Here is a 26001-nt window from a genome sequence, read left to right as displayed (position 1 = left end):
ATCTCTAAATAGCCTTTTATTTACGATTTAACCCTCCCCTGCAGACCGCCATTTTATAAAATCCATTTCAAAATAAATGTTTATTATGGTAATCATTGTTTTAGTAAAGCCTTAGAGTCACCTGTTTTTTAACTAAACATTGATCTCACTAAGGTGTAATCAGCCACATTAAAGCTACACTTATTACAAACTCATTTAAGAAGGATTGAACTATGATTCACCACGTAGCTGATTTAATGACTCCTGCTCCCTTTGCTATTAACGCAGATAATACATTGCACGATGCGCACAATTTAATGAAAGAAAAAAACATCCGTCACATTCCTGTAATCAATGAAAGTGGTGGTTTAGTGGGCATGTTAACGCAAAAGATTTTAATTGCTCAGGTCATGGGGATCATGGCGAACTACAGCTCCACAGCCCTTGAACGAAAAGAAAAACAAATCAAAATCCACGATATTATGGCAACAGACTTTACTAGCATTGAACCTAAACAACCTTTACATGAGGTTGCTAACTTCTTCGTCGAAAATCGACATGGCTGTATGCCGGTGGTAGATGAAGATAACGATTTAATCGGTATTTTGACATCGTCAGACTTTGTGCGTTTAGCCGCCGCGTTATTATCATAATGGTTTAGTTTTAGCTATGGTTGCCTTAAACGACTAATTATTTACTTTATTGTGCAAATTTAAATACTAGCGCTATATTAAAGCTATAGGGAAAGCAACAGCATGGCTCATAATATCATCATGCTTATTTTACTTAGTACGTTTTAAGGCATAACCACATTGAACGACGAGCAAACGTGCGACACTATTCATAATCCTCGAAAGATGATGACAAAAATTTACGTTGTCTCTTTGTCTATTATTGCCTTACTCGCTATTGTAGCTCACATGTTGTTAAACTCGGTAATTGAGCAACAGCTGCAAACCGGAAAAATCATTAATCTCAGTGGTCAACAGCGCATGTTATCTCAGCGCGCAACGTTATTCACACTCGACTATCTAGATACAGGCTCCAGTGATGCTAAACGCATTGCAGAAAAAGCCATTAGTCAGATGCTTCAAAATCATGACGAATTACTAACAGATCATTTTAAAGCCTTATCAAATAATCAGTCTTCAGGGCTTTCAAACGACATGATCAACCTCTACTTCAATAAAGATAACAATGTAGATAAACAACTTGCACGCTTTGTCAGCCTAATATCAGATACTCTCGCGTCGCCGCCTCGCAATATAGACGTTTTTAGTTCTGAAAATTTAGAATTCAAACAGATGGCAAAAGAGCCATTATTAACTGCATTTAATGATGTTGTTAGCCTTTACGAAAAAGAAAGCCTAGATGAAGTAGATAACCTGCGTTCAGCTCAGCAAGTCGTGCTTATAATCACCATTTTTACTATTTTAATTGAAGCCGTTTTTGTGTTTAGGCCCATGGTTTCAAAAATCAGCTCATTTGCACGCAGATTGCAGTGGGAAGCAACCCATGATCACCTTTCGGGTATTTATAACAGACGTGCCTTTTTTATGATTGGTGAAAAACTACTGCATAGTAGTAAACGCAATAAAAAACCATCCAGTATCATCATGATTGATATTGATAAGTTTAAAGTTGTTAACGATAACTATGGCCATGCTGCGGGCGATGTTGCCATTCAGCATGTTGCGCGTATCACAAAAGAAAATATTAGAAGTTCGGATGTTCTAGCAAGGTTTGGCGGTGAAGAGTTTGTAATTTTGCTGCCTGAAACAAATGCTAATGGCGCAGTTACTTTAGCTGAAAAAATTCGCATAAAAATTAATGAAAACCCGCTATCAGTCAAAGATAAACACATCACTATCAGTGCCAGCTTTGGTGTGTCTGCAAGTTCACTAAGTGATGACTCCCTAGAGCTATTAATTCAAAAAGCAGACGACCGCTTGTATGTTGCCAAAGAGAGCGGGCGAAACAAAGTAGAAGTATAGTTAATGCTTTTTAGAGTTCTGTATTAAGTGGTAATACATGACCTCACCAACATCTAAAACAAATTATATAAAGATCCAAATTCCTATTTTATACACTGAATAATTTACACTCCTCGTGCATAATTTTCATATGATGTTGGGCACGATTTTATTTCCCCTCTCTAAAAAAAATAAAAATACTAAAATAACAGCAACTTAATGATAAACAACAACTAGGCATAGTGCTTGCTCCTATTCATACAACACAAAATACAAGCCGTAAATCAGGTTTGATAATTATCTAAAACGAGGAGTAGTGATGAGTAACACTTCAAAAGTAGCAGAATTTACAGCACCAGGTATGACGAGCGAATCTGCAGAGCAAGCAATATCTCAACTCGACAATCGCATGGTAGCGCTAATTGATTTACAACTTACTTTAAAGCACATTCATTGGAATGTGGTTGGCCCCAACTTTATTGGTGTTCACGAAATGCTGGACCCACAAGTTGAAACTATTCGTGAAATGACCGACACCATTGCTGAGCGAATCGCAACATTAGGTGGCGTACCTGTAGGTACTCCTAAATCAATCGTTGACCGTCGCTCTTGGGAAGATTATTCAATTGGTAAGGGGCTGGTGAAAGATCACCTAGTCGCACTAGATAAAGTATATAACGGGGTTAACGCTGATCACCGTAAAGCAGTTGATAAACTAGCTGAACTAGACCCTGTATCAGAGGATATGATCATCGGACAGCTTGCTGAGCTTGAACAATTCCAGTGGTTTGTAAGAGCCCACATTGAATCATCAACTGGTGAACTACAAAGTTAATTACCTAAGGGTAAATATAAAAGAGCTCGGCAATTGCCGAGCTTTTTATTGATTAATGGTTTACCTAATCACATTATTAAAATGCTTTCAAAATAGCGTCATCATAATCATCGGCGTTGAGCGTTAAGTTAAATTTTTCAGCAACGCTATCGAGTTCAGCTTGCTTAATAGCTAATTCATCCATGGTGATGGTGTTGTCATCGAGCTGCCACAACAAACGTGACCCCGCATAACTATAATGAATGGCAAGCAGCGCATCCGCATTACCTTCACGACCTGCGGCTTTAAGCTTTGGCATTTTACGAGTTATTTTATTAAGCGCTTGTTTAAGCTCCCATACATAAACAACTTCGGTCATGTAGTCATGGGTGCGGTATTTATTTAACGCATACGCAATGGCTAAACTGGTTACCACCACACCCAATAAGTTCCAATGAAAATGGCTGCCGCTTTCATCCGGAAACAATAAAATTAAGGTTTGTGAAATAGCTAAACTGCCCGCAGCTAACCCCAAGCCGCAGCCAATAATTACGCGGTTTAAATGCTTACGATAACGCGCTTTATCAATTTGAATTAGTTTCATAACTGCCCAATAAATTTAAAAAAAAATACTATACCCAAGCCCGCAAACAAAAACGAAACTTTTTAAAACTATTTCACCCCTTTTTAATTTACCGCACGTTTTAGTGATAAATACATCATTAATGACCGAGGATTTGCTTATGCAAACAGTAGACTTCCCCCAAACTAATAGCACATTAAAAACAACCACCGCGATTGTGGGCGGTGCAGCCATGACCTTTGTCGCCTTTGCCTTTATGCAGTACTTAATAACCGGTGAGCAACGTGCAACCAACTTTAACGGCGACACTGTGGTTGTTGAGATATTCAAAGTACCCGAAGACACTAAAGTACAACAAAAGCAAACATTGCCACCGCCACCAAAAATGCAAACGCCACCCAAAGTGCCCCCGCGTACACCGCCAAGCACAGATACGAACGTCGTTACTACCGCAATTACGCCTGACATTAGCATTGATAAAATAGGCAATGATTTTAATACAAACCTAACGCGCCCAACGGGCGATGCCACGCCTATTGTGCGTATAAACCCTAAGTACCCAACCATTGCAGCACGTGAAGGCATTGAAGGTTGGGTACAATTAAGCTTTAATGTATCTCCAACAGGGGAAGTGATTGATGCGCAAGTGATTGATGCAGAGCCAAAGCGCATCTTCAACAAAGAAGCGTTAAGAGCAATCAAACGGTGGAAATATCGCCCTAAAGTGATTGATGGCGTAGCACAGGTGCAAACAGGCCAAAGCGTGCAGCTTGATTTTAAATTAGACCAAACCCAGTAGCGCGAATACAAATTGATGGTGCCTATGCTTACAAGTTTAAAATCATGGTTTATTAGTCAGCCAAGTGACGATCACTTAGCTGACTACGCAAAAAGTGGCGACACTCGCCACTTAACCAAGCTCGTCACCTTGTTCGGTAACGACTTATATCATTATTTAGTAACGCAAAGTAATGAGCAACTCGCCTTTGATATAAGCCAGCAAACGTGGTTAAAAGTGATGGAAAAACGCCATCACTATCAACCTCAGGCAAACCCAAAAGCCTGGCTATTTCGTTTAGCCCGCAATGCATTAATTGATGAGTACCGTAAGCAACAGCGCTTCGTAGAGCTTGAAGACAGCACCGTGATTGCAGCAAAAAGCACAGAGCAATCTTTTGATTACGACAAGTTTAATGCGGCTTTAATGCAATTAAGCTTTGTCCAACGCGAAGCCCTCAGCCTACAACAAGAAGGCTTTTCACTTGACGACATACAACATATTACGCAAAGCAATCATGAAACCGTAAAAACACGGCTACGTTATGCAAAACAAAACTTAAAAATCATATTAGGAGCTAACAATGACCAAGCATAACGAGCAATTTAAAGAGCAACTTGATAAGCATTTTAGCGAGCGTAAAAAACGCCATACGCTCAGTGCAGAGCAACGCGACGCATTAACGCAACTCTCACAAAGCGCAGCAAACAAAAAGCCCACCCGCTTTTTACTCCCGCTCCAAATGACCGGCCTTGCCTGCGCGCTGGTCGTGCTCGGCTTTACCATGTTTAACACCAATGAAAAGCAAACGGCACTTAACACCTATGCCGTGCAGCAAAGTAACTATCATTTTATAGAAGTTCACCAAGTCGACAGCGCTGGTAGCTATTTAAGTGAATTAACAACACAAAAACAACAGCTCGACGATAAACTCGCCGCCGACCTACGCTTGCACCAGCAGCGCTACATTGAATACGGTAAATTAGTTAGCGTAGATGACGACTGGTACATCGCCAGCTGCCACAACGAAGTACTCATTCAAATAAAAAACTCATTATTGGATGACCTAAACACCAAACACGCTATTGAAAGCGGCATCACCATGGGCGACATGCTCGCCATGGCTCACAACAGCCAAGGGCAAATTATCGCGCTTAAACATGCGGGAGATGGGGTTAAGGTGTGTAGGGGGTGATCACTTGCTTCATGCTTCTATGTAAAGATTATCTATAATAACTACGGTAGTACTGACGGTGCATGCTCAGCTAATTAGACCCTTTGCTTTGTTTGAGTGACGTTTGTTTTTCGTACAGTAAAATTATACCTAATAAATCGAGGTACTCTTTCTATTTTATTTTTTAGGTATAATTTTTTCAAGCACAAGTCAAAAAGAAAGGTCTGTCCTAGGGTGAGGTTGTCTGGGTATACCTATATAAAAAAACTACCTACGAGCATAGTTAAGATTGCAGCTATAGTTGTACTACCAACCTTCTTATAAGTAGTGATATCAACTTTTGTTAATTTAACTAGTAAATTTTCAACTCTCCAATTAACTATATGTTCAAACCAATTGTAATAATGTAGCTTCTCCCTATTCAAACAATATCCACTGTGGATTGACTCACTCCTAATAGCTTCAACATCTATTACTTCGACCAAGGTGAATTTAGCTATACCTTCATCAATTTTACCAGTTATGAATGCCTCTAGGTCATCCTTTGATGATAGAGCTTTTTCAGTCAATCTAAATTCATTAAACCTTGCTCGTTCTAAATCTATTAAACGAATTGGTTTGCTTACACTTCTTCCATTTTCATTTATTATCCTAACTATGTATTTAATATTAAGACCGTAGTGACCAAGATTATTATCATACCTAACTGGATGTATGCCTAATGCCATCTCCCCTTGCAACTGATCTATAATTGGATCCCATTGTTCAATCCAATCTTTAACTATATACCTACCTTGAGAAGTAGATAAAACGATTCTTTTTTTTGCTTTTGAATCTTTTAATAAATCATTTAGGTCAATAGATTGTAAACCCGCAGCATAGAACTCTACAGGAGGGAATGTAGCTACATATGATTCATAAGCTTTGAGTATGTGTGGCTCACTAAAGCTCTTTAATTCGACATAGTAATTTCTACCTAACATTAAATATATTTTAAAGATAATGACTGCTTTGTCTTTACAATTCTCTATAGCTATATCGCTTACGTAATCGTCCTCAGCATTCGCACTACTTCTAATACATACACGCCCCTTGACATTCATTCCAGACTTTCGCCTAACATTTATAATTGCCACAGTTAAGGCAACGAATGCAACACTCAACCCAATTATTGAAACTGCAAAAGTAACTAATGGCATATAGGGTAGATATTCTCTAAGTACTTCTAAAGCAGGTAACAAATTAACTTCCCAATTTAAATATTAGATCATCTTTTGAATAGCTTACGTCTTTGCTGATTACTTAACAATATTTAGATCCAAGCAGGTAGGCGCCAAATAACTTACTTCATAAAAGAATTATGCAGGGCCAAACCTAGTATTTTGCCAAGAACGAAAAGCGATCTCAAGTTTAACCCCCTTCCCCCGTCATCACGCCCTGAAAATAAGTAATTGATGAGTAATATCGCGCATGGATGCGCGGTAAGGCGAAACTAGGCCATGGATGGCCTATCTACGCCGTTTACGTTCACACCAATTACGCATTGAAGGATTAAGCGTGATGCTCGGGGCGCCGTGGGGTTCCAAGGGGCGACCGGCGGCAGCCGCCCCTTGGTTGCCGCCAGCAATCTGGCAAAAAACCTTGAATAAGGTTTCTAATTTAGGTCGAGGATTTATCCCGATAAAATAAGTACGGAGTTAACGAGTAAAACAGTTAGCCATATCGATAAACCTTTCGCGCCAGCAAGCTTAGCGCCTACGTTGGCTCACTTAACATTGATGTTAAAGTCTTGCCCTGCAAACACTATTTAACCTCTGTGCAGCGAGACGCCTCTTTGCCCTCTGTGGTGACATTCACTTTTCTCGCCCTAAAGGACGACCTACAATTTAAACCCCGTTGGGTTTCGTTGCACTCTACCCAACCTACAAAGACTTTTTAAGCTGGTAATCTTTTATATAACGATAATCAAATTCAGTGTCGTCTAACACTTGGCAGTGCTCGTTAAAGTCATCACTGAGCATGCCATGGATATCAATTTTTACTGATTGTTCTTCAATATTTTTGGCAAAGCTGCTGAGTAACTGTCTGCCTTTTTTAGCATCGAAATAGCAGCCAAATTCGTAAATGCTGTAAAGTCTTGCAAAGCTATCGCCGCCCTCTTCTGCTTGCTTGATGAGTGCGGCGCCTTTTTTACTATCGAGTATTTTGCCTAGTATAAATTGAGCGCGCGGGTTACTTTTTTGCTCTGCTAAATAACGCAGAATTAATTGTGCTTGGTAACTATCTTGCGGGTATTTACCTAAGTAGCGCCCGTGAACATCAAACTGCCTACCTGAATAGTAAGCAAAAGCATAAGTGAGTGCTTTATGCTCATTTATTGCAGCAAGCGCTTCATCACTGGTATCAATGTGTTTATCACGAAATTCGGCTGCATGCTTTGCTTGCTGATTATTTTCATGTTCTATGTACTGAACTTCTTGAAAAATGAGCATTGCAATGGCAACAAGGTAGCCAACAACAAAAGTCAGTACCAGCACCAAAGGTAGAACAACAAACCACCTGTTTTTAAACTTTTTTTGTTGTAGGTAATCGGGGCACGCAAAAAACGCATCAAATGCTTTGTAATCATGCATTGAAATGTTGATACGTGAAAGGTAGGCCGCGCTCCAAGCGCCGAGTACATAAACGCCAATCAAAATAACTGACAGCACATTGCCACCAATCACTATTTGCACATCCCAGGCAATTAAAACAATACACGCGTGAGACACAAAACCGATTACAGCAAATAATCGTTCATAGCCACGGCCATGAAACCGAACAGCCAAACCTATTAACGCGCCGCTTAGCCATAGCATAACAGTCGCTGCTGCTGGCTTTAACTCATAAACAAACATCCATAACACTAAAATTGGTATACACCAAAAGACAGCGCCGAGTGCGGCTGCCAATGCATTTTGTTTTGTTATTTTTTCTAGTACATTATTTTGAACGTTGCCCTGAGCTGACACGGTAAGTCCTTATACGCTTGTAAAAACAGTTAATATATTCTATTTCTAACGTCATTACACCCCTAGTACAAGACAAAGCATAAGGAGTAACCAAGACCTCCACCTATCTCATTTTTTATACAGCTAATCGCACTTTGTTGAATCCTAGTGACAATTTGATGCGTATCACGCTATTGTAGTTTCAGCCGATTTAATTGATGGAGTTAATATGAAAAAGTCTTTGTGCACTAGTGTGGTTTTGAGCCTGCTGGGGCTGGGTTCTATGTTTGTCAGCGCGCAGCCTGAGCAACCGATTCCTGTTGCTAAAAGCGCAGATAAGTATGAACTTGAATTAGTTGCCAAGGGAGTTCAAATTCCATGGGGTATGGTGTGGCTTAACGAACAAGACCTGTTAGTGACAGATCGTGCCGGTGAGCTTAGATTGATCCGCAATGGTAAACTGGTAGAACAGCCTATTAGTGGTGTGCCAAAAGTACATGCTGAGCGACAAGGTGGTTTACTGGATATAGAGCTTGACCCAAATTTTAAAGACAATGGCTGGATTTACTTATCTTACTCAGGCTATGAAGGCGATGAGGAAGGCTATAACACCTCAATTATGCGTGCGCGATTAAAAGGCATGGCACTCATAGATCAGCAATTATTGTTCGATGGCGGCCCAAACACCAAAACAACCTATCATTATGGTTCGCGTATCGAGTTTGATAAAGACGGGTATCTTTATTTTTCAATCGGCGATCGCGGTAACCGCGATGTACACCCGCAAAATCTAGCCCATGACGCGGGTAAAATTCACCGTATCAATGCAGATGGTTCTATTCCAACATCAAACCCGTTTTATAATAAAAAAGATGCACGCCAAAGTATTTATTCATACGGCCACCGTAACCCACAAGGCATGGCGATGCACCCAGAAACAGGTGCTATATGGACTCATGAGCATGGCCCGCGTGGGGGCGATGAAGTGAATATAATTAAACCGAGTGCAAACTATGGCTGGCCTGAAATAACCTACGGCATTAATTACAACGGCAGCACCATTACCGATGAAACATCACGCGAAGGCATGCAACAGCCTGATTGGATTTGGGTGCCGTCTATTGCGCCATCGGGTATGGAATTTGTTAGCAGTGATAAATACCCACAATGGCAAGGCAGCATCGTGATTGGCTCGATGAAGTTTGCTCACTTAGTGTTACTTGAACTCGATGGCAGTAAAATAACGGGCCACAGCAAGTTATTTGAAGGGGCTGGCCGAGTAAGAAGTATTTCAACCCACCCGAATGGTGATTTATACTTAGGCATTGATGGCATGGGTATCTTCAAAATTGTGCCAAAAAGCTAATTTAACCAACAGCATCACTTTGCTGATATAAACAAAAAAGCCGGGACTTAGTTTTAAGTCCCGGCTTTTTTAATTACTTTATGTATTAACGCTTTTTAAATAACAACGTCATGCGGTTTGATTCACCCACTTTTTTAAACTTTTCTTTATCTGTGTCTGATTCAACATTTAATGAAGGTGGTAGTGCCCATACGCCACGCTCAACGCCATCTACAATAATGCGGTCTAAGCTATTATTGTGAAAATACGCTTCGGCGTCTAAATCAAAACCAGCCGCTTTTGCAACAGCAACCACGTGTGATTTAGGTAAATACCCTTTTTTAGCCGTTGCAACAGCGTCAACCCCTTCTGGCGCCTGATGTTGCACCACACCCAAGGTACCGCCTTTTTTAAGCATTTGATTGAACTGGCTAAATGAAGCCGCTAAATCATTACCATTTTGCAGGCCGTGCAGCCCTCTAAACGTTAACACGACGTCTGCATTCATCGCTTTGGCATCAACTGCTGCTTTAGGGTCAAAATCTGCCATCGTCACGTTGCCATACACGCCTTTATTATCAGCGAGCTTTTCTTCAAACTTCACGCGTGAACGCTTGCGGTATTCTGAAGGTGTACTCATCGGGTAATGCGCAGCGACTAACTCACCTTTTTCTTTTAGCATTGGCGCTAAAACTTCCGTGTACCACCCACCACCTGGCATGATTTCGATGACTTTGTCTGATGGTTTAACACCAAAAAATGCGAGTGTTTGATATGGTTTGCGAAATTCATCACGCTGCTGATTTGCGTCACTGCGGTGTTTATGATCTACATGGTGTTTACCATGACCATCAGCCAGTGCACTTAATGGCATCGCTGCGCTTACAAGTAAAGCCAGAGGCAACATGAGGTTTGTTTTTTTCATTCTTATTTCCTTGAGCTAGTTAGATTTAATACGGTTATACACTCACAATCCGATTAAGGCTCACTGTTTGCGATAAAAATTTTTTGATTTATCAGCAAGGAGCAAGCCATCAATAAACTGCTATTTAACCACTTAGCTGGCCGCAAACTACAAAAAAGCCTGCATCACTGCAGGCTTTTATCTGTTACCGTGTTGGGTTTCGCTACGCTCTACCCAACCTACAACACAATAATACTGGTAATGAGGTAAGCCACAAACGTTAAGCCACCAGCGAATAGTGCATACGGCATTTGTGTTTTAACGTGCGTCAGTAAATCACACCCTGACGCCAGCGCAGATACTGCACTGGTGTCTGATATTGGCGAGCAGTGATCACCAAAAATACCGCCACCTAAAATAGCCCCTACCACCAGCGATGGCGGTAAACCAAGCGCTTGAATAAGCGGTACGCCGATAGGAATCAATATCGCAAACGTGCCCCATGATGTGCCTGTGGTAAACGACATCACAGCCCCCGTTAAAAACAGCACCGGCACAATTAAGTAGATAGGCAAGTAATCACCAACCAGTGATGCCACAAACACACCTGTACCTAGCTCTTTTAGGCTTGCACCTAGTGTTAACGACAGCAAAACAATACTCACCAATGGCAGCAGTTCACCCATGCCTTTAAAGCCGGTATCAACTAATTGATGGTGGGTAAATTGGCGTGAGCTAATCATTAAGCAATAAGCGACAACAATCGCTAGTACCGTGGCATACAATACCGATTTAGAGCCGCTGCCCTCTGCCAGTACCCCATTACCCGTGTACAGCATAAAGCCAACCATGCTAACAATCAACGTTAACAAAGGCACTAGCATAAAGCGCGCTTTAGAGCCTTTAACTTCTTCTTTTAGCTCATTTTTTTGTAATTCTAGTTTTTGCTCAGCCTCTTTCATTGGGCCGTGAACTTTGTCAAACGCAATCGTGTAAAATACGATAACCAAGGTTATGATGGCATAAAAGTTAAACCCAACACTGCCCCACAGCACAGAAACGGCTGACTCACCCAGTTCGTAGTTGCCTAATAAGCCAAGCACAAATGCGCCCCAACCATTAAGCAATATCAAAATACAGACAGGTGCACTGGTACTATCAATGATGTAAGCCAAACGCGCGCGGCTCATTTTAAATTTATCAAATAACCCCCGTGACACAATACCCGAGGTAAGTACGCTTAAGTTTGATTCAATAAACACCGCCACACCGGTAAACATGGTTAAAAAGCCCACTTGGCGTTTGTTTTTAGCGATGCCTTTATTCATCAACATGTTTACTGTGGCGGCAACACCACCTGATTCGCGAATATAGGCAAGTAACGCCCCGATTAAAATACTGAATATGAGTATACGGGTGTTACCCGGCGAGCTTGCCACCGAAATAATACGCTCAATGGTATTTAAAAATGTCGTAAATACGCTATTCCCATCGCCTTGCAAAGCGAGTAAGAACTCTGAAGATGCCACCGCAACAAGCAATGCCATAATCACTTCTTTTCGCCAAAACACGATAGCAATCGCGATCAGCGGCGGTAAAATAGAATACCAATGCATAAAACGTTAACCTTAATAATTAGTGAGTCGTGCCCACTCTTATAGTTATGTGCCTTCAATTATATGATGAAGGGTAGAACAAACCTAGGGCCTGTTTATCTTTGAGATTAAATTTGCAGCCGCATGTTTAGTTATTAGACAAGACAGAGTGTATGCAGTGTGGTGTACCGCATAAATAGACAATAACGCAGCATTAACGCCAAACTTACGTTGCTCGAAGGATTATTAGGCCTAAGGGCGATTAGCTCTTAGTGGCCCAATTTTTACCTAGTCCAGTAGCTTAAAAACCTAGCGCCGCGCTTTAGCATCTCCAAATTGAACAAATTTCAATCTTGAAAGACCAACAGACCCAGTAGCTTAATCGGTTGTGTAATAAACTCAACTTAATTCGACTAATGATTTAATATCGCTTCATAGATAAGTGAGATCACGGAGCCATATTTACCGGTTTCAAACTTTTTCCCGGCAAATTCATAATGGATATCACCGCCTTCAACAGGCGTATGCCGAACATTGGTGAGTAAAATTATGGCTAAATCATAAGTCGGGTCTATCACAGTAACCGTACCCGTCCACCCTGTGTGCCCATAAGCTTGCGGGCTTGCATAAGGGCCAAAGTGCCATTTACGCGCTTGATGGCCTGCCCGGCGCCAACCAAGACCATAGGTTTGGTTGGTCGGTTGCGGCGCAATAAACTGCTCAAGCACTTTGGCGGTAAATAGTTGCTTATTAGCGTAACCGCCACCATTTAGTAACACCTGTGCAAGCACGCTCAAATCATTCGCTGTGCTAAACAAACCTGCGTGCCCTGCTACGCCATCAAAGGAGTAGTAGGCTTTTTCATCATGCACTTGGCCTTGAAGAACATCTTTGCGTATATTATCAAACTCAATACGGCCACCACGGGTATTGCCTTGTAGTTCAGTGGCAGCAATTTGCTGTTTAACAAACCCTTTTTGCAATGGGTTAAAAACGGTATTCATTAACCCCAAAGGTTGATAAATATGACTTTCAACGTAGCTATCTAATGATTGCCCCGATAAACGCTCAACCAGTATACCCAACAGCATATAATCAATATCTGAGTATATATGAGCCACGTTGCGCCCAGCTATAAACGGCACACCCGTTAACAATAAGTTTTTAGTACGCGTGCTATTTTGTGAAAAAAATTGCCCACCTAACTTATTATCTTTACGATGAAAATCAACCACAGCAGGGTAGCCTGCTCGATGAGTCAACAAATCTTTAACGGTCCGCTGCTCTCGCCCATTTCCTCTAAACTCTGGTAAGTAATTAATAAGCGGTTTTCCAACATCTAACTTGCCTTCACTTGCTAGCCTCATGAGTGCAAAATTAGTGGCAAACATTTTTGAGTTAGAGGCAATATCAAATAGCGTATCGGCTTGCATTTTTTGTGGCCTAGCTAATAAAGTGCCATCACTGTGGTACTTTTTAGCATCACCATACTCGCTCAACTTGATTATTTGACCATGTTTTACCACTGCTAATACAGCACCTGGAAAGCCATTGTTTATCTCGTCATTTATTAGTTCATCAACAGCATCAAAGTTAATGTGTGTGCTTTGCCTATTACTCAAAGTTGGGTAAGGGAAACGCAACGTTAAACCCGCGCCCTCTGGCATTACGTTTTCAACTTTAAAGGTATTCACTCCATTGCGCGTGCGTTTAGCTAAACTGTATCGGTAAAGCTGCTGATGAGTAAGCGGGTTGGCAATATTGATTTTTTCACCGTTGATATAAATATCAGCGCTGATTGCATCATCATTTTCAATGATTAATTCACCATGCCCGCGATACGCTTTAAATGTCCCTCGGTCATTCACTAATGCTCGACTGCTTGGGTTTACAGCGGGAACTCTGGCAATAACTTGCGCATTCGCTAGAGGCTTTATTGGCTTAGTCCTGTGCTTTTGCGCTTGGTGATATTGCTGCATTAATAGCGCTACTTTTTCAGGAAAGTACTTCTCAAGCAAAGCAAATAACACTGATGCAGTGCGCGCATCTGCATCGCCACTGACATGCCAAGGTAAAAAATGCATTTGAAACGCGTTTAAGGTATCGAGCGTTTGAGGGGTTAATTGGTTACTTGGCTGCACATTATAGCCATAATCTCGTAACGCTTTTTGCATTAACACAATTGAAGGCTTAACAACGCTAAAGTGCTGCCAATATTTTTCAACAGTCTCGTTGTCATACCAAGCACCAATACCTGCTTGGTATAGTTGATACCATGGAAAGCGAGGGCCTGGGTCATTTTCTCTGCTCGGCGCAATATCAGCATGGCCAACAACCTGTGTAGGCCCTATATCAGGGTTGCGTACTAAAATTGCCTTACTAAGTTCAATTAATAAGGCAATTTGTTCTGCATCATAATCAGGATAAATACATAGCTTGGATGCACTGTTATGCTGCTGAAGGGCTGTATTTAACTCTGGGGCATGACATGTTGGCGTGTTCACAATTTCAATACCAATGGCATGATCGTTGAGTTCATTTCGCCCTTGCCAAAAACTCGGGCCAGCATGCAAGGCTCTATGTTGCTCATCAACTAACTGAATTATTTTAAGTTTGTCGTTGGGGTAACTTGGATCATTAAGAGCGGGTAATAAGTAATGTGCACTTTCCTCGCCCTTTTGCGTTAACCGAGTCAATGATGAGTTGAAATCTGTTCCTGTGTAATGCATTACCAAAAACTTAACGCGATGGCTGTAATTTTCAGATTGTGAATACTCATAGAGTGAAGAAGCGCAGCTCATCAAAAAAAGTACGATGATAAATAAACTGATTTTCTTAAACCAAGAGACAAACGTCATAGCTTTCTCATTATAAAAACAACGAATTACCACCTAATTTATGTGGTGACTTTATATATACAGCCCGATAAGCATAACGCCAATTTAGGTGCTTTTCTATTTTTATAACTGAGAGTTAATTCAGCGTTAAACACAATAATCAAGAACGCTATAAAAGGAGCAAATCATAAGTACTGCTGATTAAACATGAGTAAAAAAAATACTTTATTCAATAAACAATTGAGAATTATTAATTCAAATAACATTTATCAGGTAAAATGCTAATAACTGAGAACAAATGCTGCATATTACTAAGATAAAACTGGAATAATCTATATATCGGGTTGTGTTTTCAATTTACAGGTGGCAACATTTGAACCCAAAACAAGTACAAAATCATTCTGTTTAATGCTATAAATACGACAAATACCTTAATAAGTGAGTAGTATGTCCACTTTTGTTAAAATCAAAGCGTTACGTCAGTCTCTTTCGAGCAGTGAAGCAAAACTAGCAGACTTCACATTAACTTCAGCGAATACCATTAGGAACCTTTCCTCAATAGAGCTAGCTAAAGCGGTAGGTGTTAGCCAATCAAGCGTTGTAAAGTTTTCTCAAAAGCTTGGTTACAAAGGCTTCCCAGCGTTTAAGTTAGCTGTTATTGATGCGTTAAATGGTGAATCGTCTGAGCCTAAACCTCAGGGCAAAATCTCGCGTAGTGATACCATTGAACAATTAAGTGAAAAACTAATTAGCAACCAACATGCTGTACTCAGCGAAACTAAAAACCTTAATGAAATAGCGGCATTTGAACACGCGGTTGCGTTAATTAAAGGGTCTAAACGTATTTTAATTTGCGGTGAAGATGATTCAGCACTCATTGCAAAAGGTTTTTCATATAAACTGCAACAACTTGGCATGCCTGCGATCGCAGAATTAGACCATGCAGTGCAACTTCCTTTTGTAAAAACATTTGATAACAAAGATTTAGTTATTGCGATTACTGAATCTGGCTGCACACCAAACATTGTGAATGTCATCAAACATGCAAAACAAAACAACTGCAATGTAATATCTTTAACTAAGTATGGCAGTAACCCCGTTGCAAATGCAGCTCATGTGCAACTGTATACTATTGCAGATGAGAAGTCGGCTCGGCTTCAGTCTATATTGACGCGTACAGCACAAGATTTTGTGATTGATATGTTATTTATATCACTCACCCAGTCAATTCGTTAAGCATTCTGCAGCCTCAGTACTTTTATTGAGGCCGATTAACTAGCCTACCGATATAATAAATAAGGTGCTCGCTGTAACTTAAAACGGCTAAGCTCTGGCTGCCAACTTTGCTTAATTCGCTCCTCTGAGTGCCCAGCAGCAATCGCCAAACGTAATTTATCTGTGCCTGCAAGCTTATCCATAAAACTTTCTCGTTCAAAAAAAGTTATATTTTTAGCTTTTAATTGTTTATAAGCCGAGATAAAAAGCCCTAACTCTAGCCCCTTAATATCACTTTGGCGTAAATCTAATCCAGATACCTCAATGCCTTTAAACTTAGGATTCATTGCTGCTCCCTTGATTGAACGAGGAGTAAAATTAAATTCACCTAGTGGTAGTGGCGAAAAGCCAAGTACTTGAAACGGGAAATCGGTACCGCGGCCAATTGAAATGGGGGTAGCTTCAAAAAAACACAACGAAGGATACAGCCTAATAGCTTGATCGTTTGGTAAATTAGGACTCGGGTTAATTGGTAAACTATACCGGCTGGTGCGCGTATAATTAGCGACGGGAACGATACTTAATTTTAGATCAGCAGCATTACTAATCCACTTCTCGCCCTTTATCATTTTAGCAAGCTCACCGACCGTCATACCATGTAAAACAGGAATTGGGTGCATACCCACAAAGGATTTAAATTGTGGCTTTAAAATTGGCCCATCAATATGGCTAATATTTGGGTTAGGGCGATCAAGCACAATAAACTCTATGCCATGCTCCGCAGCAGCCTCCATCATGTAATGCATGGAGCTAATATACGTATAAAACCGTACACCAACATCTTGAATATCAAAAATAATTACATCTAGGCCGCTTAATTGGGCTGCGCTTGGCTTTTTGTTTTTACCGTAAATAGAAATGAGTGGGATACCTGTTTTATTGTCAACGGTATTTTTAACATGCGCTCCGGCGTCATAATCACCGCGAAAGCCATGCTCAGGTGCAAAAATTTTAGTTATGCTTACATTTTTAGCTAATAAACTATCAGCTAAATGTGTGCGCCCCACCACAGAAGTTTGATTAACCACCAACCCAACACGTTTATCTTTTAATTGCGGTAAGTACAAAGCAAATTGCTGCGCACCTACTGAAATAGCATTTTTGCCATCATTAGCCTGAGCGGTAAGGGTAATCAAGACATTTAGAATAAAAAGTACGATAAAAAATTTAACTTGAAACATACAACAAGTTCCTTTTAAACAAGATGTTTAAATTAACACAGCCCAGTTTAAAGAGCTGCTTAAGGTTTTGGTTTTTCTGCTCAAAGGTACAAAAAGTTTATTCAAACTTGAGTTTATTAAATTTTATTGCATCCAAATGGCTTGGCCAATCGTTACTTGAGTATAATTACATAAGGACTGATAAAATGAAAAAGCTGCTTTTATTAACTAGCTGCATTTTTTGTCACGAGCAAGCGTTGGCAAATATCGAAAAAATAACTGTTTATGGTCATCGTACAGGCTTAATTGGTGAGTCAATAAGCGCATCAAGTGGCATTATTGGTCAAGGTGAAATTGAAGACCGCCCAATGCTGCGCAGCACTGAAATGCTGGAACTTATTCCCGGCATGGCTGTTACCCAGCACAGCGGCTCTGGTAAGGCGAATCAATATTTTATCCGAGGCTTTAATCTTGATCACGGTACTGACTTTGCTACTAACATTGATGGCATGCCGATTAACATGCGCAGTCACGGGCATGGTCAAGGTTACACTGATTTAAACTTTATTATTCCAGAAACAATTGCAACAGTAAGCTATAAAAAAGGCAGTTACAATGCATCTCAAGGCGATTTTTCTGCCGCTGGTAGTGCGTATTTTAATTTAGTCGATAACCCTAAACACCAGCAACTTGATTTTACCCTTGGTGAAGACAATTACCTCAGAGGCATGTCACTGGGCCACACCAATGTCGGGCAAGGAAAGTTGATAGGTGCGGTAGAATGGCAAGGCTATGACGGCCCTTGGCAAGATATAGATGAAGATGTGAATAAAAAAAATGCACTTCTGCGTTATGCTGGTAGCCTGGCAAATGGCAACTTATCAATCACGGCCATGGCTTACGATAATCAATGGAACTCAGCAGATCAAATTCCGCAGCGTGCTGTTGATCGAGGCATTATTTCACAGCTTGGTTCACTCGATAAAACTCTCGGCGGCAGCTCTAGTCGCTATAGCTTATCGGCAAACTGGCAAGGACAAAACCTCTCAGCTAACGCTTATGTGATTGATTACGACCTAAGCTTATATTCAAATTTCTCTTACTTTTTAAATGATCCACTCAACGGCGATCAGTTTAGACAGCGTGATAGCCGTACTATTTCAGGCGCTGCAATTAGTTATCAATTTGCCCAACAGATTAGCCAAATACCTGTTGCTCACACTGTAGGCGTAGACCTTCGCAATGACAATATTGATAAGGTTGGTTTATACAATACCCAAGCGAGGGAGTATCTATCAACAGTGAGAGAAGATGATATAAGTGAAACAAGCTACTCAGCCTATTGGCAAAGCGTATTGAGCTTAACTGAACGCTTAGAGGCTACTCTAGGTGCTCGTTACGATTACCTTGATGCCCAAGTAAGTGGCGATAACCGCTTAAACTCAGGTGATGCCAATGACGACTTAGTTAGCTTTAAAGCAAGCCTTAGCTATGTGTTTACTGATAACTTGGCAGGTTATGCAAATTGGGGCCAATCATTTCACTCTAATGATGCTCGCGGCGCAACTATTACACAAGATCCCGTTAGCTTTGCACCAACCGATAAAGTTGATCTTCTTGTACAGAGCGAAGGTGGGGAGTTGGGTGTTCGGTATTTTGATGAAAAACGTTTTAATATCTCGGCTGCACTGTGGTGGCTGCAATTAGACTCCGAATTATTATTTGTCGGCGATGCGGGTAATACAGAAGCCAGTGATGCATCTAACCGCTATGGTCTTGAAGTAAGTGCTTATTATTGGTTAGACGAAGCTGTTAGCCTTGATGCAGAGGCGTCATTTACACATTCAAGATTAGATATTAGTGGTGACAACGATCGTGTTGAAGGCGCCGTGCCAGTGGTAGCAAGTGCAGGTATTAACTGGCACTTAGATGAGCAATGGCAGAGTTCAATTCGCGTTCGTCACATTGGTAAACGTACACTTAACGATGATGGCAGTAAGCGCTCAGAACCTCTTACAGTCGTAAACGGTTTAGTTAGCTATCAACAAACTCATTGGAAGGTTGGCTTGGAGCTATTAAATATGTTTGACAGCACCGATCATGACATTGATTACTACTATGCCTCTCGGTTAGCAGGTGAGCCAAGCGAAGGAGTTGAGGATAACCATTTCCACCCTATTGAACCGCGTACCATACGCCTTAATGTGAGTTTATTGTTTTAATTGATAATCTTAATATGGCTCAAATCTATTGAGCCATAGAGCATTATCAGCTGTTTTAACTTCACTAAACATAAGCCATAACAACTAAATGATATAAAAAGTGGTGGGCGCAGGACGTATCTTGTAAGAGTGAACCTTCGACTGCCTGTCCGCTAGTATGGCATATTTATGGAAATACCAAATTTTAGACATAAAAAAACCGACTCTCGTCGGTTGTAGCTTTCTTACATCGTTCTGTAAATGTATAGAAAGTGGTGGGCGCAGGACGTATCTTGTAAGAGTGAACCCCTGATAGTCTGGTTCGCTGCCTACTACTCTTTTTAATTTCACTTTATTTCAGACATAAAAAAACCGACTTTCGTCGGTTGCTTTTCTATTAACTTTAATAGTAATAGAAAGTGCTGGGCGCAGGACGTAGCTTGTAAGAGTGAACCTCTGATAGTCTGGTTCGCAGCCTACTACTCTTTTAATTTCACTTTATTTCAGACATAAAAAACCGACTTTCGTCGGTTGTAGCTTTCTTACATCGTTCTGTAAATGTATAGAAAGTGGTGGGCGCAGGAGGATTCGAACCTCCGACCGCCTGGTTCGTAGCCAGGTACTCTATCCAGCTGAGCTATGCGCCCACATTCTATTTTTGATTTTAAGGTCTTATCTGACTTTTACACCTGCTTTGAAGCATAAAAAAACCGACACTCGTCGGTTACTTTTTCTATAAAGGTTAGTCTATAGAAAGTGGTGGGCGCAGGAGGATTCGAACCTCCGACCGCCTGGTTCGTAGCCAGGTACTCTATCCAGCTGAGCTATGCGCCCACATTCTATTTTGATTTTAAAGTCTTGTCTGACCTGCTAGCTTGCAATAACTAGTTTAAAAGTGGTGGGCGCAGGAGGATTCGAACCTCCGACCGCCTGGTTCGTAGCCAGGTACTCTATCCAGCTGAGCTATGCGCCCACTTTTTATTTCTTATTTAGACTCTAAGCAGAGCTTGCTTTTAACAAAGCAGGTAAAGGATGGTGGGCGCAGGAGGATTCGAACCTCCGACCGCCTGGTTCGTAGCCAGGTACTCTATCCAGCTGAGCTATGCGCCCATTCTTTACTTTACAAGATACCATTTATAAAAATAAATGGCGGAGAAGGAGGGATTCGAACCCTCGATAGAGCTACAAACCCTATACTCCCTTAGCAGGGGAGCGCCTTCGGCCACTCGGCCACCTCTCCGTCTTGTGGGGCGTATAATAAAGATTTCAGAAAATATGTCAAACACTTTTCTTGTTAAAAGTGGCTGTTCGGTTAGAGAATACACATTAGTGTAAAAAAAGAGCGTTTTAAGCTTGTTGATTAAGCAGTTTAGTTTTTTTTGAGAGCCGTTTCTACACCCATTAAAGGAACGAGATCATCACCTAGTTGTTCTAAATACTGATCTTGATAACCTAATTGTTGAAACTCAGCGATACACGCACGATAGTAGTTTTGTCTTTGTTGTTCATCTGTGAAGCTATCCAAAGAGCTTGGCTTTGGCTGTTTTTTATCTTTCATATCTAAATCCATTTATCTATAAACACTTTAGGGTTAACTTTTAAATCAAGATACATACTTTACGCTGTATTTACACTGAATAGTCTAGCCTAAAATTATAACTTTGCGTTTTTTTATTAAATTATATCTAACTAATTCTCTAACTTAATAAAAATCAGTTAATTACAGTACTGAAAAGGTAATTTTTGACTCCCCTCAGCTTAACATCCCGATATAGCGCACTTGCCTTGCAGATATATCGTACACAAAAACGCCGCATTAAAGCGGCGTTTATCTACTATTAAATAAAATAGTATTAGTCAGCTTGCGGGCGCATGTGCGGGAACAAGATAACGTCTTTGATTGTTGATGAGTCAGTAAACAACATAACTAAACGGTCGATACCAATGCCCTCACCTGCAGTTGGCGGCAGGCCATACTCTAGTGCGCGAATATAGTCTTCATCGTAATGCATTGCTTCATCATCACCAGCGTCTTTTTCTTCAACCTGACGCGTGAAACGCTCTGCTTGGTCTTGTGCATCGTTAAGCTCAGAGAAGCCATTTGCAAGCTCGCGGCCGCCAACAAAGAACTCAAAACGGTCAGTAACAAATGGGTTTTCATCGTTACGACGTGCAAGTGGCGATACTTCCCACGGGTAGCCAGTAATAAATGTCGGTTGGATAAGCATGTGCTCAGCCGTTCCTTCAAATATTTCACACAGGAATTTACCAGGACCCCAAACACAGTTTTCAGGGATTTTAACGTGTACTTGTTTAGCGTACGCTTTTAATTCTTCAAAGTGGTTTTCTGGGTCGTTAAATACCGCAGCATCAAACTCAGGGTTATACTTCAAGATAGCATCTGCCATGCTTAAACGAGTAAACGGTTGACCAAAGTCGTACTCTACTGAGTCAATCACTTCACCGTTTTCATCTTTCGTTGTATTAACAACAATTGGGCTGCCAAGTACGTTTGTTGCCACTGTACGTAACATGTCTTCGGTAATATTCATTAAGTCGATGTAATCAGCGTATGCTTGGTAGAACTCAATCATGGTGAATTCTGGGTTATGACGCGTTGATAACCCTTCGTTACGGAAGTTACGGTTAATTTCAAATACGCGGTCAAAACCACCTACTACCAAGCGCTTTAAGTAAAGTTCTGGGGCAATACGTAAGTACATGTCGATATCAAGGGCGTTGTGGTGAGTCACAAATGGACGCGCCGTTGCGCCACCAGGAATAACCTGTAGCATCGGTGTTTCTACTTCCATGAAATCACGGTCAGCTAAGAAACGACGAATACCTTCAACCACTTGTGAGCGAATACGGAACGTTTCACGGGTTGCTTCGTTGGTGATCAAATCAACATAACGTTGGCGGTACTTAGTTTCTTGATCCGATAGACCATGGAATTTTTCAGGAAGTGGACGTAATGACTTAGTAAGTAATTCATACTCTGTCATTTCTACGTATAAATCGCCTTTACCTGATTTATTAAGTGCACCTTTAACACCAATGATGTCACCGATATCAAGTTGACCGTATTTTGCTTTTAAATCTTTTTGTACATCTTTAGATGCATACGCTTGTACACGGCCCTTCATATCTTGAATAGACATAAACGGACCACGCTTAGCAAGGATACGTCCCGCAATTGATACTACATGCTGAAGCTCTATTAGCTCTTCTTTCGATTTATCACCAAACTCAGCCTGCAAATCTGCCGTGTAATGCTCACGACGGAATTGGTTTGGATGACCGTTGGCTGGGCAATTTTCGCGAATAGCGTCTAACTTGCCACGACGCTCAGCGATTAACTTATTTTCGTCTTGGATTTGATCAGTCATTTTTTAGCTCTTTTTTAGCTTGGTGGTTATAAACCAGATTTTAGGCTGGCTTCAATAAATTTGTCTAAGTTACCGTCAAGTACCGATTGGGTATTGCGGTTTTCAACGCCAGTACGTAAATCTTTAATACGGGCGTCATCAAGTACGTATGAACGAATTTGACTACCCCAACCGATATCAGATTTAGCGTCTTCTTGGCTTTGTTTTTCAGCATTTTGTTGTTGCAGTTCAAGCTCAAATAATTTTGCTTTTAACTGCTTCATCGCTTGCGCTTTATTTTTATGCTGAGAACGTTCATTTTGACACTGCACAACCGTATTTGTTGGCACGTGGGTAATACGTACCGCAGATTCTGTGGTATTTACGTGCTGACCACCCGCGCCTGATGCACGGTATACGTCAATTCGTAAATCAGATGGGTTAATATCAATTTCGATATTATCGTCTATCTCTGGGTATACGAATGCTGAAGCAAAAGATGTGTGACGGCGGCCACTTGAATCAAATGGGCTCTTACGTACCAAGCGATGAACACCTGTTTCAGTGCGCAACCAACCATAAGCGTATTCACCAACAAAGCGTACAGTGGCGCCTTTAATACCAGCAACATCACCGTCAGTGGCTTCTACTAACTCGACTTTAAAGCCTTTTGCTTCACCCCAGCGTAAATACATACGCAGCAACATGTTGCACCAGTCTTGTGCTTCGGTGCCGCCTGAGCCAGATTGTAAATCTAAGTAAGCATCGTTTGAATCATGAGCGCCTGAGAACATACGACGGAACTCTAAACCTTCGAGCTGCTCGTTTAAGTCACCCAGCTCGCTTTGCGCCTCGTTAAAAGTTTCTTCGTCTTCAGCTTCTACTGCCAGTTCAAGTAAACCTTCAACATCGTCAGCACCTGCAACAAGGTTGTCAATCGTTTCAACAACGGCCTCGAGTGCTGATTTTTCACGGCCAAGCGCTTGCGCGCGTTCGGGCTCATTCCATACCGCTGAGTCTTCAAGTTCGGCGTTAACTTCTTCTAGGCGCTCTTGTTTGTGAGCGTAGTCAAAGGTACCCCCGAAGCAGCTCGGTACGTTCGCGAATTTCCTTGATTTGATTAATCACAGGATTCACTTCAAACATCTACGTTACTCCAAAATGGCTGATTTACACGGCAATTTGCCCTATAAATTTCTTTAAATAATAAAAACGCCCGATTTTAACAAAAAACCGCGCGTTTTATTAGTATTTTATACACCCAAGAGCGATATTTTTTAAGAGCTCTTTTGCAGCTCACGGACAATTAATTGCAAACTAAATTTACCCCTAAATTCATTTATATCGAGCTGATAAGCAACATCAACAAAACGTACTTCAGTGTCAGGCCATGCTTTAACATCAACGCCAAACGCAATCGCATCTACCAAGCGGCCAGATTGATGTTTAAGCACCAGCTTTAGATGCTTTTCACCAACAATCCGCTGTTGAACAAGTTCAAAGGTGTGTTCAAACACAGGCTCAGGAAACTGCTGCCCCCACGGCCCTGCTTGTTTAATTAACTGCGCAAAATCCATATTAAAACAATCGCTGGGTAATTCGCCGTCGGTCAGAATAATGCATTGTTTATGCTCTTCGCTTAGTTGTGCTGTTACTGCGTGCTCAAAAGCTTGTTTAAATTCACTAAAGTGTTGCTCGTTAATGCTTAACCCCGCAGCCATTGCATGGCCACCAAATTTACTAATTAAGTGCGGATGTAAGGTATTTAAACGCTCTAGCAGGTCGCGCATGTGCAACCCCTCAATCGAGCGGCAAGAGCCTTTGATTTCGCCATTATCGCCACCAGCGAATATAACGGTGGGTCTGTGATACTTTTCTTTTAAGCGTCCCGCTAAAATACCAATTACACCTTGATGCCAATCTTGCTGATATAAACAAATGGCATCTGGTACGGTATCATTACTAAAAGCTAGGCGGTCGAGTACCGCTTGTGCCTCTGTTTGCATGCCTTGCTCTATTTCACGGCGCTCATGATTTAGGCTATCGAGCTCGCCAGCGATGCGCCTTGCTTGATTAATATCAGCACTAAGTAAACACGCTATCCCTAAGCTCATATCATCTAAGCGCCCTGCTGCGTTCAAGCGTGGCGCTAATGAAAAGCCAAAGTCACTGGCACTTAAGCGTGCAGCATTGCGATTTGCAACTTCAATTAATGCAGTGACCCCTGGGCGTGTATTACCACTGCGGATACGTGCTAAACCTTGATGCACTAAAGTACGATTATTCGCATCCAGCGCGACCACATCAGCAACAGTACCAAGCGCAACAATATCAAGTAACTCGGCTAAATTGGGCGGTGATGATTGCGCAAAGTGACCTAAGTCCCGCAATGCACTTCTCAGTGCAATTAATAAATAAAACGCGACACCAACGCCAGCTATTGATTTAGATGGAAATTCACAGTCGTGGCGGTTTGGGTTAACTATCGCATCAGCATTTGGCAGTTGTTCGCCTTGAAGGTGGTGGTCAGTTACCAGTACTTTTATGCCAGCGGCTTTAACAATATCAATACCTGCGATACACGAAATGCCATTGTCCACAGTGATTACTAAGTCGGGTGCTATGGTGACTATTTGCTCAGCAAGCGCAGGGCTTAAGCCGTACCCGAGGCTAAATCGGTCAGGAATAAGGTAATCTAAATGCGCAAAACCAAACATGGTCAGGCCGTGCATTAATGTTGCAGTACTGGTAGCACCATCAGCATCAAAATCACCAACAATAAGAATTTTACTTTGAGTTTGCAACGCCCAAATTAATAACTCAGTGGCTTTATCGATATCTTTAAACAACCTAAAGTCATGCAATGTGGCTGCGCTATTATTTAATTCATCGGCATGGCTTACTTGGCGAGTGGCGTAAATTTGTTTAATAACAGGATGTAAATTACTAGGTAGGTGTGAATCATCAACAGTTTGTCGAGCTTGAATTATTTTTTTCATGCAGCAGGCGATACTTTTAAGCTAGG

At 41.3% G+C, this 26001-nt stretch carries 20 protein-coding genes and 5 tRNA genes; 9 read left to right on the top strand and 16 right to left on the bottom strand.

The genetic code is table 11. The annotated features are described in order from the left end of the window. Nucleotides 1-212 precede the first annotated feature (212 nt). From ACFI4Z_RS07220 to dps, 3 genes are all read left to right on the top strand, one after another. The gene (locus ACFI4Z_RS07220) at nt 213-632 is read left to right on the top strand and encodes a CBS domain-containing protein (RefSeq protein ID WP_135473173.1); all 420 of its coding nucleotides are present in this window, start codon (nt 213-215) and stop codon (nt 630-632) included. A gap of 159 nt (nt 633-791) precedes the next feature. After that, nucleotides 792-1973, top strand: coding sequence for a diguanylate cyclase (locus tag ACFI4Z_RS07215; RefSeq protein WP_462669989.1), 1182 nt, complete (start codon nt 792-794; stop codon nt 1971-1973). A 298-nt stretch (nt 1974-2271) separates the two neighbouring features. Then, complete coding sequence (dps, locus tag ACFI4Z_RS07210) at nt 2272-2787, top strand: DNA starvation/stationary phase protection protein Dps (protein ID WP_462669988.1); 516 nt, start codon at nt 2272-2274, stop codon at nt 2785-2787. Nucleotides 2788-2863: 76 nt separating this feature from the next. Here the strand turns inward: dps and ACFI4Z_RS07205 are convergent, their stop codons facing one another. After that, nucleotides 2864-3370, bottom strand: a complete 507-nt coding sequence (locus ACFI4Z_RS07205) for a DUF3087 domain-containing protein (RefSeq protein WP_462669987.1) — start codon at nt 3368-3370, stop codon at nt 2864-2866. 139 nt (nt 3371-3509) lie between these two features. Here ACFI4Z_RS07205 and ACFI4Z_RS07200 point away from each other — a divergent pair, with 139 nt between their 5' ends. The 3 genes from ACFI4Z_RS07200 to ACFI4Z_RS07190 are packed head-to-tail and all read left to right on the top strand — an operon-like array spanning nt 3510 to nt 5322. Next, nucleotides 3510-4148, top strand: a complete 639-nt coding sequence (locus tag ACFI4Z_RS07200; protein WP_462669986.1) for an energy transducer TonB — start codon at nt 3510-3512, stop codon at nt 4146-4148. Nucleotides 4149-4172: 24 nt separating this feature from the next. Continuing rightward, the gene (locus ACFI4Z_RS07195) at nt 4173-4724 is read left to right on the top strand and encodes an RNA polymerase sigma factor (protein ID WP_462669985.1); all 552 of its coding nucleotides are present in this window, start codon (nt 4173-4175) and stop codon (nt 4722-4724) included. Continuing rightward, a complete protein-coding gene (locus tag ACFI4Z_RS07190) occupies nt 4711-5322 on the top strand; it encodes a hypothetical protein (protein ID WP_462669984.1) in 612 nt (203 codons plus the stop codon). The genes ACFI4Z_RS07195 and ACFI4Z_RS07190 overlap by 14 nt, the downstream gene beginning before the upstream one ends. A 233-nt stretch (nt 5323-5555) precedes the next feature. Here the strand turns inward: ACFI4Z_RS07190 and ACFI4Z_RS07185 are convergent, their stop codons facing one another. Further along, entirely contained in the window at nt 5556-6542 is a 987-nt protein-coding gene (locus tag ACFI4Z_RS07185) for a hypothetical protein (protein WP_462669983.1), read from the bottom strand. 681 nt (nt 6543-7223) lie between these two features. Further along, nucleotides 7224-8312, bottom strand: a complete 1089-nt coding sequence (locus ACFI4Z_RS07180; RefSeq protein ID WP_462669982.1) for a hypothetical protein — start codon at nt 8310-8312, stop codon at nt 7224-7226. Between the two features lie 208 nt (nt 8313-8520). Between ACFI4Z_RS07180 and ACFI4Z_RS07175 the strand changes: the two genes are divergently transcribed. Beyond that, entirely contained in the window at nt 8521-9657 is a 1137-nt protein-coding gene (locus ACFI4Z_RS07175) for a PQQ-dependent sugar dehydrogenase (protein ID WP_462669981.1), read from the top strand. An 85-nt stretch (nt 9658-9742) separates the two neighbouring features. Here the strand turns inward: ACFI4Z_RS07175 and ACFI4Z_RS07170 are convergent, their stop codons facing one another. From ACFI4Z_RS07170 to pbp4b, 3 genes are all read right to left on the bottom strand, one after another. Then, nucleotides 9743-10561, bottom strand: a complete 819-nt coding sequence (locus ACFI4Z_RS07170) for a class I SAM-dependent methyltransferase (RefSeq protein ID WP_462669980.1) — start codon at nt 10559-10561, stop codon at nt 9743-9745. Between the two features lie 218 nt (nt 10562-10779). Further along, nucleotides 10780-12156 (bottom strand): Na+/H+ antiporter NhaC family protein, encoded by a 1377-nt coding sequence (locus tag ACFI4Z_RS07165; protein WP_462669979.1) that lies wholly within the window; start codon nt 12154-12156, stop codon nt 10780-10782. 392 nt (nt 12157-12548) lie between these two features. Continuing rightward, entirely contained in the window at nt 12549-14993 is a 2445-nt protein-coding gene (gene pbp4b, locus ACFI4Z_RS07160) for a penicillin binding protein PBP4B (RefSeq protein WP_462669978.1), read from the bottom strand. A gap of 426 nt (nt 14994-15419) precedes the next feature. On the opposite strand from pbp4b, the gene ACFI4Z_RS07155 reads away from it, so the two are divergent. Then, nucleotides 15420-16208 (top strand): MurR/RpiR family transcriptional regulator, encoded by a 789-nt coding sequence (locus tag ACFI4Z_RS07155; protein ID WP_462669977.1) that lies wholly within the window; start codon nt 15420-15422, stop codon nt 16206-16208. Nucleotides 16209-16252: 44 nt separating this feature from the next. Here ACFI4Z_RS07155 and ACFI4Z_RS07150 read toward each other — a convergent pair whose 3' ends face one another. Continuing rightward, nucleotides 16253-17428 (bottom strand): exo-beta-N-acetylmuramidase NamZ family protein, encoded by a 1176-nt coding sequence (locus ACFI4Z_RS07150; protein ID WP_462669976.1) that lies wholly within the window; start codon nt 17426-17428, stop codon nt 16253-16255. A 185-nt stretch (nt 17429-17613) separates the two neighbouring features. On the opposite strand from ACFI4Z_RS07150, the gene ACFI4Z_RS07145 reads away from it, so the two are divergent. Then, complete coding sequence (locus ACFI4Z_RS07145; RefSeq protein ID WP_462669975.1) at nt 17614-19629, top strand: TonB-dependent receptor; 2016 nt, start codon at nt 17614-17616, stop codon at nt 19627-19629. Between the two features lie 549 nt (nt 19630-20178). Here the strand turns inward: ACFI4Z_RS07145 and ACFI4Z_RS07140 are convergent. The 9 genes from ACFI4Z_RS07140 to recJ form a co-directional block, all read right to left on the bottom strand. After that, a tRNA-Arg gene (locus tag ACFI4Z_RS07140) sits at nt 20179-20255 on the bottom strand. Between the two features lie 110 nt (nt 20256-20365). Further along, a tRNA-Arg gene (locus ACFI4Z_RS07135) sits at nt 20366-20442 on the bottom strand. A gap of 62 nt (nt 20443-20504) precedes the next feature. Further along, nucleotides 20505-20581 (bottom strand) — tRNA-Arg (locus ACFI4Z_RS07130). Nucleotides 20582-20641: 60 nt separating this feature from the next. Continuing rightward, nucleotides 20642-20718 (bottom strand) — tRNA-Arg (locus ACFI4Z_RS07125). A gap of 37 nt (nt 20719-20755) precedes the next feature. Beyond that, nucleotides 20756-20848: transfer RNA gene (locus ACFI4Z_RS07120), tRNA-Ser, on the bottom strand. 129 nt (nt 20849-20977) lie between these two features. Then, nucleotides 20978-21166 carry a hypothetical protein gene (locus ACFI4Z_RS07115; protein ID WP_462669974.1) on the bottom strand — a complete coding sequence of 63 codons (189 nt, stop codon included), beginning with the start codon at nt 21164-21166 and terminating at the stop codon, nt 20978-20980. A gap of 295 nt (nt 21167-21461) precedes the next feature. Beyond that, nucleotides 21462-22997, bottom strand: a complete 1536-nt coding sequence (gene lysS / locus ACFI4Z_RS07110; protein ID WP_462669973.1) for a lysine--tRNA ligase — start codon at nt 22995-22997, stop codon at nt 21462-21464. Between the two features lie 26 nt (nt 22998-23023). After that, a protein-coding gene (gene prfB, locus ACFI4Z_RS07105) for a peptide chain release factor 2 (RefSeq protein ID WP_462669972.1) occupies nt 23024-24122 on the bottom strand; the annotation gives its coding sequence in 2 pieces (ribosomal slippage) (nt 23024-24046 and nt 24048-24122; 1098 coding nt in all). Between the two features lie 131 nt (nt 24123-24253). Continuing rightward, entirely contained in the window at nt 24254-25975 is a 1722-nt protein-coding gene (recJ, locus tag ACFI4Z_RS07100; protein ID WP_462669971.1) for a single-stranded-DNA-specific exonuclease RecJ, read from the bottom strand. Nucleotides 25976-26001 lie beyond the last annotated feature (26 nt).

Source organism: Pseudoalteromonas sp. RWi3 (assembly GCF_054960735.1).
This window is presented reverse-complemented; position numbering and strand designations above follow the sequence as displayed.